The 12,280-nt window shown below is 69.2% G+C and carries 9 protein-coding genes; 4 read left to right on the forward strand and 5 right to left on the reverse strand.

The window, feature by feature from the left end; genetic code table 11:
* Positions 1–191: 191 nt before the first annotated feature.
* The 5 genes from ACZ7CD_RS39115 to ACZ7CD_RS39135 all read right to left on the reverse strand — a co-directional run bounded on the left by ACZ7CD_RS39115 (position 192) and on the right by ACZ7CD_RS39135 (position 7,067).
* Positions 192–1,139 carry a carboxymuconolactone decarboxylase family protein gene (locus ACZ7CD_RS39115; protein ID WP_470380942.1) on the reverse strand — a complete coding sequence of 316 codons (948 nt, stop codon included), beginning with the start codon at positions 1,137–1,139 and terminating at the stop codon, positions 192–194.
* 65 nt (positions 1,140–1,204) lie between these two features.
* Positions 1,205–3,040: an endonuclease/exonuclease/phosphatase family protein gene (locus tag ACZ7CD_RS39120; protein WP_470380943.1), complete on the reverse strand. Its 1,836-nt coding sequence runs from the start codon at positions 3,038–3,040 to the stop codon at positions 1,205–1,207.
* Entirely contained in the window at positions 3,037–4,161 is a 1,125-nt protein-coding gene (locus tag ACZ7CD_RS39125) for a hypothetical protein (RefSeq protein ID WP_470380944.1), read from the reverse strand. The genes ACZ7CD_RS39120 and ACZ7CD_RS39125 overlap by 4 nt, the downstream gene beginning before the upstream one ends.
* Complete coding sequence (locus ACZ7CD_RS39130) at positions 4,158–5,597, reverse strand: (5-formylfuran-3-yl)methyl phosphate synthase (protein ID WP_470380945.1); 1,440 nt, start codon at positions 5,595–5,597, stop codon at positions 4,158–4,160. Before ACZ7CD_RS39130 ends, ACZ7CD_RS39125 begins: the two co-directional genes overlap by 4 nt.
* A 309-nt stretch (positions 5,598–5,906) precedes the next feature.
* The gene (locus ACZ7CD_RS39135; protein ID WP_360401946.1) at positions 5,907–7,067 is read right to left on the reverse strand and encodes an ROK family transcriptional regulator; all 1,161 of its coding nucleotides are present in this window, start codon (positions 7,065–7,067) and stop codon (positions 5,907–5,909) included.
* A gap of 192 nt (positions 7,068–7,259) precedes the next feature.
* Here ACZ7CD_RS39135 and ACZ7CD_RS39140 point away from each other — a divergent pair, with 192 nt between their 5' ends.
* From ACZ7CD_RS39140 to ACZ7CD_RS39155, 4 genes are read left to right on the forward strand one after another with little or no spacing between them, the layout of a single operon-like run.
* Entirely contained in the window at positions 7,260–8,540 is a 1,281-nt protein-coding gene (locus ACZ7CD_RS39140; RefSeq protein ID WP_470380946.1) for an ABC transporter substrate-binding protein, read from the forward strand.
* 26 nt (positions 8,541–8,566) lie between these two features.
* Positions 8,567–9,514 (forward strand): carbohydrate ABC transporter permease, encoded by a 948-nt coding sequence (locus tag ACZ7CD_RS39145; RefSeq protein ID WP_470380947.1) that lies wholly within the window; start codon positions 8,567–8,569, stop codon positions 9,512–9,514.
* Positions 9,501–10,409 (forward strand): carbohydrate ABC transporter permease, encoded by a 909-nt coding sequence (locus ACZ7CD_RS39150; protein ID WP_360401955.1) that lies wholly within the window; start codon positions 9,501–9,503, stop codon positions 10,407–10,409. The genes ACZ7CD_RS39145 and ACZ7CD_RS39150 overlap by 14 nt, the downstream gene beginning before the upstream one ends.
* A 20-nt stretch (positions 10,410–10,429) precedes the next feature.
* Entirely contained in the window at positions 10,430–12,232 is a 1,803-nt protein-coding gene (locus ACZ7CD_RS39155; protein ID WP_470380948.1) for a glycoside hydrolase family 13 protein, read from the forward strand.
* Positions 12,233–12,280: the final 48 nt, after the last annotated feature.

Genomic DNA, 12,280 nt, shown 5'->3' on the forward strand with positions numbered 1-12,280 from the left:
CGTTGATCAGATTGGCGCAGAAATCGCAGCTTCCGCCGGACCGCACAGCGGCTTCCTCGTCGCGGCAGAGGCGAGTCATGGCTGTCACAGCCCGCTGTTGACCACGTCGATCGTGAAGCTTCACCACGGCCGCCTCGGACATCACCGAGAGCAGCGGGGACAGAACCGGGCAGTGCGGACAGCCCTCAAGATCACGGCGTCAGCGCTTCGACGGAGGACACCGCCGGCGCCGGTCCGGTTCCGTTGAGTGGCCGGTCGCCCCAGCCCGTGACGCCGAGGAGGGCGTTGTTGCGGCGCCGGATGGCGGCGGGGACGGTGGTGTTGTAAACGGTGATGAAGTCGATTTCGTCGTCGGCGGCGCTGGCTTCGTCAAAGGTGTGCAGAACGGTGAACCAGACGTTGAGCAGGCCGCTGAAGTGAACGGTGAGCCAGGTCAGCTCGACGAGCATGCCGGTGGCGTAGGCGTTGTGGTAGGCGGGGGTGCCGGTGCCGGGGTACTGGTCGAGGCCGTGGGCGGTGATGGCGGCGGGGGCGTGGTCGCGCAGGACGCGGTGGGTGTCGCGGACCTGGTCGTCGGTGATGGCGTGGGGGTCGGCCCGGGTGGCGGCGGCCAGTCGCAGGCACGCCAGGTGCAGGTCGGTGTAGGGCGGAGCGCCGGGGCGGTCGAAGGCGGGGTTGCCGTGGTCGTCGACCAGGTGCAGCAGCATTGCCTCGGCCTGCTCGGCGCGGATGTCGGGGTCGGGGTGGGGGAGAAGTTCGGACAGGGTGTTGTAGCCGATGACGGTGTGGTGGGTCATGGAGTAGCGGCTGCGGTTGAGCAGGCTGACGACGTTGATGACCAGTTCCTTGGTGACCCGGTCGAGGAAGCCCGAGGTCGGGTAGCGCACGGTGCCGCCCTGTGCGGTGTCGGGGTTGGGGATCTCGGTGAGCACGCCGGCGTCGAAGATGACCGAGTTGGCGTACGGGACCTCGGTGATGGCCAGCGCGGGGTGGTGGGCCATGGTGCGGAACAGGTTGCTGGGGATGCCCCAGGTGGCGATGCTCAGCTCGTAGGCCGCTTCCACCTCGGCGTTCATGCCGGCGCGGGGCAGTGGCGGCACGCGGGTGCCGGTGGTGGGCAGGACGAGTTCGTCGGCCATCGGTTCAGTCCTCCGAAGTTTTGGGACGCAGGCGTCTCTCGGGCGCAACCGGTGGGGACTCGTGGTCACGGGAACGTGAGCCGGACCAACTGGGGGTCGTGGTCGCTGACCTGGTCGGCGAACTCGGCGTTGACGTGGACGATGTCGTAGTCGTAGCCGCCCGCGACCAGGCTCGGGCTGAGCAGGACGTGGTCGAGGACTTGGGCGTTGCCCTGGTGGATGTAGGTGTAGCGCTCCGCTTCGGGCAGGGTGGCGGGCAGGTCGGTCAGACCGAGGTCCTGCAGCGCCCGTAGCGGTGGCGAGAACTCGGTGTCGTTGAAGTCGCCCGCGAGCACCAGTCGTGCGTTCGGGTTGCCGTCCAGCAGTCGGCGGGCGAACTCGCCCAGCAGGGCGGTCTGCTTGCCGCGTGGGACGCGGCTGGGTGTGCGGGGCGGCTGGAAGCGGCCGAAGGTGGGGTCGTCGCCGCGCTGGGAGCTCAGGTGGTTGGCCACGATGATCAGGCGGGTGCCGCGGAAGGTGAACTCCCCGGCCAGCGACTTGCGGGTGTCGGTGAAGGCGGGGTGCTCGGGCTGGATGCGGCCGGGGCTGACGGTGAGCGTGCCGTCCGGCGCGACCTGGACCGGTGTGGTCGCGGTGCCGCCGGGGCGGTCGACGAAGGACAGCCCGAGGTCGGTGCGGAAGAGGAACCCGACCCGGATGTTGCCACCCGGCACGCCGCCGTCGACGTGGTCGAGCGGGTCGATCTGCCGGAAGGCGTAGCGCGGGCCGCCGGCGGCGGTGATCGCGTCCACGAGGCTCTGCCAGGTGCGCCCGGCGGTAATGACGCCGGTGTCGGCCGGCCCGTCGTCGTCCTGGACCTCCTCGACGACGACCACCGCGGGCGAGGCGAGGTGGGTCGTGATGGTGCGCGCGAGCTCGGCGAACTTCTCGGGCGGCGACACCACCGAAAGGTTCTCGACGTTGAACGTCGCGATCGTCAGCTCGTCGGCCACCGCGGGCCGCGCGGTCTCCCGGGCCAGGCCCGCTGGGTGGCGGGTCGAAGAGCACGTGGCCACGATCTCGTAGGCGCCGTAACGGTAGTCCAGGACACCGCAGGCCCGGGAGAGCCGGTCGCCGACGTCGATGCCCGCGGGGATGGCGTCGGACACGGGCCCGGAGACCAGGCCGAGCCGTTCCGGGTTGGGGTCGTGCTCCCGCACGGGCAGCGCGCCTCGATCGGCCAGGATCGAGGCGTCCACGCCGTCGTCGGCCACGACGGTGACCCGCCTGCCACCGGAGAACTCCAGTGCCGGGGACACCGCGACCGGCTCGTCCACCCGCACGGGCATGCCCTCCAGCGACTCGTAGAAGTCCAAGCCCTGGGAGTCGGGGTCGAACGCGGCGCTGTGCTCGACGTCGCCGACCACGTCGTCCTTGACCACCTCCCGCGGGGGAACCCGGCCGGACCCGCCCAGCAGGACGGGTGCGGGCACCGGGTGACGGCCCACCACGACCACCGCTGCCGGACCGCCGATGCGGGTCACCGACAGGTTCGCGTTGGCGGGGATGTCGCCGCCGTCGCGGTGCTCCTGCACGACGCCGGAGACCCGCACCAGGTCACCGGCACGCGGGACGGGCGCGTCAACGGCGACCTGGACCGCCTCGGAGGTGGCCGGATCGGCGTCGGGGGTGAGCGAGTGCAGCCAGAACAGCCCGCGTCGGGCGTCGCCGGCCACGACCACGCCCCGCCTGACGGTCACCCGCTGTCCTGTCAGCGGCGACCGGTGCCCGCCGCCCTGCACGTCGTGCACGTCCACCACCGGTGCCCGCAGCGGACCTGCCGAAGCCCCGACGAAGGCCGAGGCCGGGGCCGGGCACAGCAGCACCACAACCGCGCCGAGAACGAGCGCCGGCGTTCTCACCGTGTCGCCTGAGCGGTGGACTCGAGCGGCTCGCGCGGCAGCACCAACTCCGGCAGCGTGCCGTACGGCCACGCCACCTCGGCGCGCGCCAGCACGGGCGCAGTCGCGCCGTCCAGCATCGCCCGCGCCCGCGCGGTGGCGTCGAGGACCTCGTAACCGGGCAGGGTCTGCTGTTCGGTCTCGGCGAGGCTGAACGGGCGGCCGTCGAAGAACCCGGCCATCTCCTCACCGACACCGTAGGCGGGGTCACCGCGGCGGGCCTGGTTGAGGCGGTGGTGGATGTTCCACTCGTCGTGGGCGCCCAGGCTGAACGCGGTGCTCACCCGAGTGCCGTAGTAGACCAGGAACCTCCGGCGCCGCGCCTCGTAGACCACCGCGTCCTGGGGCTGGCTCGGATCCAGCGGGCGGCGCCCGCCTGTGCCGTCGTCGGCGGTGGCGAAGTCGAGGTAGAACTGCGGGTCGGTGGCGTAGCGGCGGGCGAAGTAGCCCTCCATCCGGTCGGTGAGCGATTCACCGCCGCTGCGCAACGAGAAGAACTCCCGCGCGTCGGTGGGGCCGAGGAAGTAGTAGGCGTCGAACGCGCCGCCGAGCTTGAGGTCCCTGCGGGACGAGTCGGCCAGGTAGTCGTCCTCGATCAGCACGCGGGACCACATGCGCATGTAGTCCCCGCCCGTCGGATGGGTCTGGGCCAGCAGTTGTTCAAGGGTCAGGCCGGGGTACTTGTCCTGCAGGGCCGCGATGTGGCGGGTGATCAGACCTGTGCCCTGGCGGGACTCCAGCTGGTAGGCGGCCGGGTTGAGGAAGAAGAACCGTTCGCCCCACTGCTCGGTGAGCCTGCGGGCGGTGTGGTTGGCGATGTCGACGTTGGTGGCGAAGTACCCGCCGCCGCGGGAGCTGATCGGGCAGCTGAGGTAGACCACCACGCGGCCCTCGGCCTGGGCGCGCGCCAGGTCGGACTTGATCAACGCGGTGTGCAGCTCGAACACGTCGAACCACGCGCCGGTGTGCCAGGTGAACTTCATGATCGGCCGCTCCGGCACCGGATACCCGGTCTCGGTCTCGGGCTCCGCGGTGCCGTCCTGGGCACGCAGCAGCGACGCGGGGGTCGTGGTTCCGGTCACGGCGCCGCCACCTCCTCGACAGGACGCTCGCCGTCACCGAGGTCGGCCTGGCGCAGCACCGCGGTCAGGGTGCCGCTTCCGGGGATCCGCGGCTGCACCGGCGTCAACCGGCCGTAGGGGTCGGCCCAGAACACCGACGTGATGTCGGGGAAGTTCTGCCGCAGCCGGGCCACGGCCTCGTCCACACCGTCGACCGACCGCATCTTCTCCGGCAGGCACACGTAGCCGCCCTGCTCGGGGGGAACCAGACCGCGCACGAGTTGGCGCATCATCACCTGGTCGCGTCGCGAGGCCACCGGATCGTCCTCGGCGGGCGGCTGGGAGGGGTCGAGCAGGATCGCCGACCCGCCGCCGCGCGTGGACACCTGGTCGATCTCGGGCACCAGTCGCCACAGCTGCTGAGCCTGGTGGCTCTGCAACGACCCGGCCAGGTTGGCCTCGACCCCGCGGTAGTGGCAGTAGTCGACGAAGAACCTGATGTCCTCCAACGGCAGGATGCCCTTGCGCACCAAGGCCTCCGGCCCGGTGCCGGTGACGTCGTACCGGTTGAAGTCCACAATGGAGGAAAAGTCTGCCCCGGTGGGCTCGGTGGTGTCGACCAGGCCGACCCTGGCCACCTTGAACAGGATGCTGGTGTCGAGCATGATGCCGTCGGCCCCGGCGTCCGCGGTCGCGTCGACCATGTTCTTGATCGCTTCCCGGTCGGTCCGCTCGGCCGGGGTGATGCCGAACTCCGAGTGCGGGAACGGCTCGTTGATCTTCACCCTGGTGGTGTCCGACCACTCCGGCAGCACACCGGCCTCGATCAGCTGCTCCAGGTCGGGCCGTTGCGGGAACAGCGGCCCGCCGTCGGGACCGGTCAGGTACTGGTGGTAGTCCAGCAGGTCGATCGTGCCCTCGACCGGTGAGTCCGCCGTGACGGGGGAGAACTCCCGCAGTGCCACCAGTTCGCGCACCACCAGCGGGTTGTCCCGGCGTTCCCGCCACAGCACCAGGTCCTGTGCGAACAGCACCGACATCACCTGGCTGTGGCTGAACTGCTCGGTGCGGTTGAGCGTGCGCACCACCTCGGTCAGCACGTCCTTGAGGACCGGCAGGTGCATCCCGTCCAGGCCCACCTTGATGATGTTGCACGGGTGCACCCTGGTGCCCATCGACACCGCCACCCCCAGCGCCGCCTGGGACGCCTTGCCCGCGATCTCGTACGGCGACTTCTCCACCGCGTGTCCGCTGTCGGTGCGCCGGAACAGCAGCTGGTCCTCGCCGATGTTGGTGCTCAGCTGCACCTCCTGATCACGCGTGTAGTTCAGCACCGCGTCGGAGATGTCCATGATGGCCTGCGGCTTGATGTTGCCCAGCGCGCTGCGCGGATCCTCGCTGTCCACGATCCGCGCACCGCCCAACACCGCCTCCCGCGCCTCCTGCGGATCGAACACGCTGACCAACAACTTCCTGTTGTGCTGCCGATCATGTGCGTTGTCCTGCTTCGCGTTCACCATCGTCGAACACGCCTCCATCCGAATCGGACCTCGATCTGATGCAAGCAACCGCCACCGTCGAATCCAATACGGCATCGGACCGGCCATGCCTTCGTGTCCCGGAATCCTTCTGGAGACACCGGCGCCGCCACGGGCGGTAAGCCGGCTTCGGACCGGTTCACCTGCCAGAGGGCATCGCACGCCGGTGGGATGATGTGAGGGGCCACCAAGCCTTGGAAACGACCGCCGCGGCTGCCGATGCCGCGGTCAGGGGGTTCGCTGGGACGGGGTGGCGAGCACGGTGCGCTGGATGGCCACGGCGGCGGCGCCGCGGGCCCAGAGCGTCGGGTCGTCGTTGATGAACCGCAGGTCGATCGGTGAGGCTTCGGCGTGGCGGGCTTGGGCGATGCCCGCGCGTACGCGCGACTCGGCGACCTGGGCGAGGCGGATGCCCTCGCCGGTGAGGATGACCCGCTCGGGCTGGGCGATGTTGGCGACGGCCGCGATCAGCGTGCCGAAGGCGTGCGCGGCCCGGCCGACGATCTGGTCGGCGACCGGGTTGCCGGCTTCGGCGAGGTCGAGGACCTCGTCGTAGGTGACGGGCCGGCCCAGGGTCAGGGCGGCCTGCGACCGGATGGCGTCCGTGGTGAGCAGGGCCTTCACGCAGCCGCGGTGCCCTTCCGGGCAGGACGGGCCGAGCGGGTCGACGGGGAAGTGCCCGAGCAGGCCCAGCCCGGAGTCCGGGCCGCTGACGAGGTGGTCGTGGATCACGAGCCCGCCACCGACACCGGCGCCGATGGTGAGCACGGCGAAGCTCCGCACGTCCTTGCCGTCGCCGAACCAGTGTTCGGCCTCCAGCAGGGCGTCCAGGTCGTTGGACACCACGGTCGGCCTGCCGGTGGCCGCGGCGACCGCCGCGCCGAGGTCGACCTCACCCCAGTGCAGGAACACCGCCCGCTGCACGTGGGTGAAGTCGCGGACGACGGCGCCGATGCCGATGCCGATCGCGGTGACCGGGCGTGCCGGGTCGTCCAGTGCGGCGACCAGTTCGGCGATCTTGGCCACGACCGCTTCCGGGCTGTGGTCGGTGATCTCGACGGCGGCGCTGTCGAGGATGTCCGCGCGCAGGTTCGTCAGCACGCCGTAGGCGCGGAAGCCCGCGAGCTTGATGCCGATGAACCGCTGCACGTCCGGGTCGACGTCGAGGGGTTGCAGCGGTCGTCCGCCGCCGCGCAGGTTCGGTGTCTCCACCTCGCGCAGCAGGCCGACGTCCATCAACGGCTTGGTCAGCCGCGTCAGGCTCGCCGTCGACAGGCCCAGCCGGTCCGCCAGCTCCGAGCGGGCCAGTGGGCCGTGGAGCAGCACCTCCAGCGTCACGCGGCGGGCGGAGGGCAACAGGGGTGCCCAGGGCGATGCGGCGTCGAGCACCGTGCGCTCCTCGTCGGGGGTCGGGGGTAACCGAGCCGCAATAGTATCGCCGCAAAACTCCCTGACAAGACCTCCTGCGTGACAAAAACGTGACTAGCTGCGGGTTGACGGGTTACAGTCAGGTCGCCCTTAATGTTGCGACAAAGAAAACCCCGGTAGGCGACGCCGCCGTCGCGACTCTGGAGGATCGAGATGCGCAAGCACCCCTTGAGGCTGGTCACCGCAGTGGCCACCGCCTTGGCGCTGGTGATGACCGGGTGTTCGAGCGGGGGTGACTCCGGTGACCCGAGCACGCTCAAGGTGTGGTGGTGGGAGACCGACGACAGCGCGCTGTCGATGGCCTGGAAGCAGGCCGTCTCGATCTTCGAGAAAGAGCACCCCGGCGTCACCGTCAAGCAGGAGCTCAAGACCTACGAGCAGATGCAGCAGTCCGGGCAGCTCATCCTCGACTCGAACGACACCCCCGACGTGCTGGAGTACCTCAAGGGCAACGCCACTGCCGGCGTCGTGGCCAAGGCGGGCCTGCTCACCGACCTGACCGAGGTCTCCCAGACCCGGGGCTGGAAGCTGGACAACTCCGCCCAGGACGTCGGCCTCTACGACGACAACGGGTTGATGGGCTCGGGCAAGCGCTACGGCATCACGAACTACGGCGAGTACGTCGGCGTCTGGTACAACCAGGACCTGTTCGCCCAGCACGACGTGCAGGTGCCGACGAACATGGCCGAGTTCGAGAAGGCGCTGAAGACCTTCGCCGACAAGGGCGTCACGCCGCTCGCGCTCGGCTCGGCCGACTACCCCGGCCCGCACCTGCTGTACTCGCTCGCGCTCTCGCACATGAACGAGCAGTCCCTGGCTGCCTACCAGCGGTTCAAGGGTGAGGTCGACTGGTCGGCCTGGGAGAAGGCCGCCACCACCATGCGCCAGTGGGTGGACAAGAAGTACATCAGCACCGACTCCACCGGCATCCCCGCGCAGGACGCGGGCAACGCGTTCATCGCAGGCCAGTACCCCATGTTCGTCTCCGGCACCTGGTGGGCCGGGCAGATCGCCGAGCAGCCCAAGTTCAAGACCGGCCAGTTCCTGTTCCCGGGCAACAAGCTGCACCCCGGCTCCGGGGGGAACCTGTGGGTCGTGCCCGCGAAGGCGAAGAACAAGGACCTCGCCTACGACTTCCTGCAGATCACGCAGCGGCCCGAGGTGCAGAACCTGCTGGCCGACAAGGGTGGCGTGCCGGTCGCCGCCGAGCCGGGGGCGGCGAGCTCGGCGATGGGTCTGCTCGTCGGCGACCGGTTCACCGAGCTGCTCTCCGGCGACGACGGCGGGCTGGCCCTGTACCCGGACTTCCCCGTGGCCGGGCTCAACGACGTCCTGGTCGCCAACACCACCAACCTCGTCGGCGGTGACGCCAGTCCGCAGCAGGTGGTCCAGGCGATCAAGGCCGCCTACGACGCCGGCAAGCCGGCCGCCTAGAAACCGGCCGGGCCGAAAGGATCGCCATGTCCACGCACATCAGCGCGCCCCGCTGGGCACGCAAGGCAACGTCCGAACGCCGGGGCGGCTACTGGTGGTACGTCCTGCCGGGCGCGGCCGGGTTCCTGGCCGTCGTCGCCGTGCCGTTCGGGATGAACCTCTGGTACAGCCTCACCTCCTTCCGAGGCGTCGGCGACCCGGTGTTCATCGGGTTCGAGAACTACCAGCGGCTGCTGGGCGACCCGCTGTTCTGGGCGTCTTTCCGGCACAGCGTGGCGTTCATCGTGGCCATGGCGATCCTCCCGACCGCCATCGGTGTGCTGGTCGCGGCGGTGCTGTTCAACTACATCTCACCGAAGTTCGGGACGAAGGTGGCGAGCTTCCTGCGCGCCACCTACTACCTGCCGCAGATCCTGCCGATCGCGGTCGCGGGCGTGCTGTGGAAGTGGATGTACCAACCGCAGTACGGGATCATCAACACCACCCTGCGCGACCTCGGCCTCGGCGGCCTGGCGCACAACTGGCTCGGCGACTCCGGCCTCGCCCTCTACGCCGTGATGAACGTGCTGGTCTGGTTGCAGGTCGGCTACACGGTCGTGGTGTTCATGGCCGGGCTCTCCCGCGTCGACCCCGCGCTGTACGAGGCCGCCGAGCTCGACGGCGCGACCTGGCTGCAGCAGTTCCGCACCATCACGCTCAACCAGCTGCGCCCGGAGATCGCGGTCGTGCTGATCACCACCTCGGTGGCGGCGCTCAAGGTGTTCGCGCCGATCTACGTGCTCACCCGCGGTGGACCCGGCACCAGCACGATCGTGCCCGCCTACTTCTCGTTCTCCAACTTCTTCACCACCACCAAGGTCGGCTACGGCGCCGCGGTGGCATCCGTGCTGGCGCTGATGATCTCGGTCGTCGCGGTCGCGCTGTTGCGCTACCAGACCCGCAACTCCGAAGGGTTCGAAGATGGCCGTCGATAGCCTGGAAAAGCCGGCCGCCGTGACCATGACGATCCCGCCCGCGCCACCGGTGCGCCGCCGGGTCAAGCGCCGCAAGCGCGGCGTCAGCGGCTGGGTGGTGCTCGCCCTGGTCGCCGGGATCGGCCTGCTGATGCTGTTCCCGTTCTGGATCGCGATCATCAACGCGTTCAAACCCGCACCCGACTACATCGCCAACGGGCCGGTCTCGCTGCCCACCGAACTGGACTTCTCCGCCCTGGTCGACTTCTGGGGCGGTGTGGACTTCAACCGCAAGCTGCTCAACAGCGTCGTGATCAGCGGCAGCGTGGCCCTGATCGCGGTGACGCTGAGCCTGCTGTCCGCGTTCGCCATCGGCATCGGCCGCATCCGCGGCCGGGTGTGGATCCTCGCGCTGTTCATGCTCGCGTTCACCATCCCGCAGGAAGCCCTGGTCTACCCGCTGTTCGTGCTCACCCGCGACCTCGGGCTCTACGACACGATGGCCGGCGTCGTCATCATCCTGGCCGTGCTGCAGAGCGCGTTCGGCACCTACATGCTGTCCTCGGTGCTGGGCACCTTCCCGCCCGAGGTGCTCGAAGCAGCCCGGCTCGACGGCGCCACCCGCCTGCAGGTGCTCCGGCTCGTGGTGCTGCCGCTGACCAGGCCGACGATGGCGGTGCTGATGACGTTCTTCTTCATCTGGACCTGGAACGACTTCTTCCTGCCCCTGGTGCTGCTGCCCTCCGCGGACAACCAGACCGTGTCGGTCGCGCTCGGCGCGCTCAGCGGCCAGTACACCAGCGACCCCACCGCCCTGGCCGCCGCGTCACTGGCGGGCATCCTGCCCGCGCTGGTGTTCTTCCTGCTCTTCCAACGCACGCTCATGCGCGGAGTGAACCTCGGCGCGGTCAAATGAACACCCCACGAAGGACGTCCATGACTCTCGACCAGACGGTCATCCCCACCCTGGCCACCGCACCGTGGTGGACCTCGGCCGTGGTCTACCAGGTCTACCCGCGCAGCTTCGCCGACTCCAACGGCGACGGCATCGGCGATCTGCCCGGCCTGATCACCCGGCTCGACCACCTGCACCGGCTCGGCGTCGACGTGGTCTGGCTGTCCCCGGTGTACGCCTCGCCGCACGCCGACAACGGCTACGACATCTCCGACTACCAGGCGATCGACCCGGCGTTCGGCACGCTGGAGGACTTCGACCGCCTGCTCGCCGAAGTGCACGCGCGGGACATGAAGCTGGTGATGGACCTGGTGGTCAACCACACCTCCGACGAGCATCCCTGGTTCGTGGAGTCCCGCTCTTCCCAGGACAACCCGAAACGTGACTGGTACTGGTGGCGTCCGCCGCGTGAGGGTTTCGAAGCCGGGCAGCCGGGAGCCGAACCCACCAACTGGGAGTCGTTCTTCTCCGGGCCCACGTGGACCCTCGACGAGACCACCGGCGAGTACTACCTGCACCTGTTCGCCCCCAAGCAGCCCGACCTCAACTGGGAGAACCCCGAAGTCCGCCAGGCCGTGTACGAGATGATGCGCTGGTGGCTGGACCGGGGCGTGGACGGCTTCCGAATGGACGTCATCAACCTGATCTCCAAGGACCCCGCCCTGCCCGACGGTGCCACCACCGGCACCAGCGGACGCGGGGACGGATTCCCCCACTACGGCACGGGACCGCGCATACACGAGTTCCTCCAGGAGATGCACCGCGAGGTCTTCGAGGGCCGGACGAACCAGCTGCTGACCGTGGGGGAGATGCCCGGCGTCACCTGGAAGGACGCCCGGCTGTTCACCGACCAGCGACGGCGCGAGCTCGACATGGTGTTCCAGTTCGAGCACGTCTCCCTCGACCACGGCCCCGGTGGGAAGTTCGACCCCAAGCCGCTGGACCTGCGCGACCTCAAAGCCTCGCTGGGCCGCTGGCAGACCGCGCTGGGCGAGGTCGGCTGGAACAGCCTGTACTGGAACAACCACGACCAGCCCCGCGTGGTGTCCCGCTTCGGCGACGACGACAGGTACTGGCGCGAATCGGCCACCGCGCTCGCGACCGTGCTGCACCTGCACCGCGGCACGCCGTTCATCTACCAGGGCGAAGAGCTGGGCATGACCAACGCGCCGTTCGCCGGCGTGCACGAGATGCGCGATGTCGAGTCGCTCAACCACTACGCCGAGACCGTCGCCGCAGGCGGCGAACCGGAATCGGTGTTGCGCGGCCTGCGCGCGATGGGGCGCGACAACGCCCGCACCCCCATGCAGTGGGACCCGACTGCCCAGGCCGGGTTCACCACCGGTGAACCGTGGATCACGGTCAACCCCAACCACACCTGGCTCAACGCCCGAGCCCAGTACGACGACCCTGACTCCGTCTTCCACCACTACCGCCGGCTCATCGAGCTGCGCCACTCGCTCCCGGTCGTGGCCCTGGGCGACTTCCGGATGCTCCTGGCCGACGAGCCCCACCTCTACGCCTATGAACGTTCCCTCCACGACGACCGCCTGCTCGTCGTGGCCAACCTCAGCGGCACACCGCAAACCGCCACCCTGAACGACGAATGGTCCGCCGCCGACCTGGTGCTGTCCAACATCGCAGAACCATCCGTCATCAATGGCCGGGTCGCCATGGAGCCGTGGTCCGCGCACGTTTTCCTGCGCTCATTCCCTGAAGGACGACGAGTCATGTCCGGCGTGAATTCTTTTATTGACAAGGAAAACGCGGGACCACTAGCCTGAAAAGGAAGCGCTTCGCGCGCACTGCGCCTGAAACCTCCGGACTTCTTG

The organism is Lentzea sp. NPDC036949, from assembly GCF_055608075.1.

Bases quoted from the DNA above. Each gene is read 5' to 3' on its own strand.
- ACZ7CD_RS39140 (WP_470380946.1), top strand. From the start codon at position 7,260: ATGCGCAAGCACCCCTTGAGGCTGGTCACCGCAGTGGCCACCGCCTTG.
- ACZ7CD_RS39115 (WP_470380942.1), bottom strand. From the start codon at position 1,139: ATGGCCGACGAACTCGTCCTGCCCACCACCGGCACCCGCGTGCCGCCA.
- ACZ7CD_RS39150 (WP_360401955.1), top strand. From the start codon at position 9,501: ATGGCCGTCGATAGCCTGGAAAAGCCGGCCGCCGTGACCATGACGATC.
- ACZ7CD_RS39155 (WP_470380948.1), top strand. From the start codon at position 10,430: ATGACTCTCGACCAGACGGTCATCCCCACCCTGGCCACCGCACCGTGG.
- ACZ7CD_RS39145 (WP_470380947.1), top strand. From the start codon at position 8,567: ATGTCCACGCACATCAGCGCGCCCCGCTGGGCACGCAAGGCAACGTCC.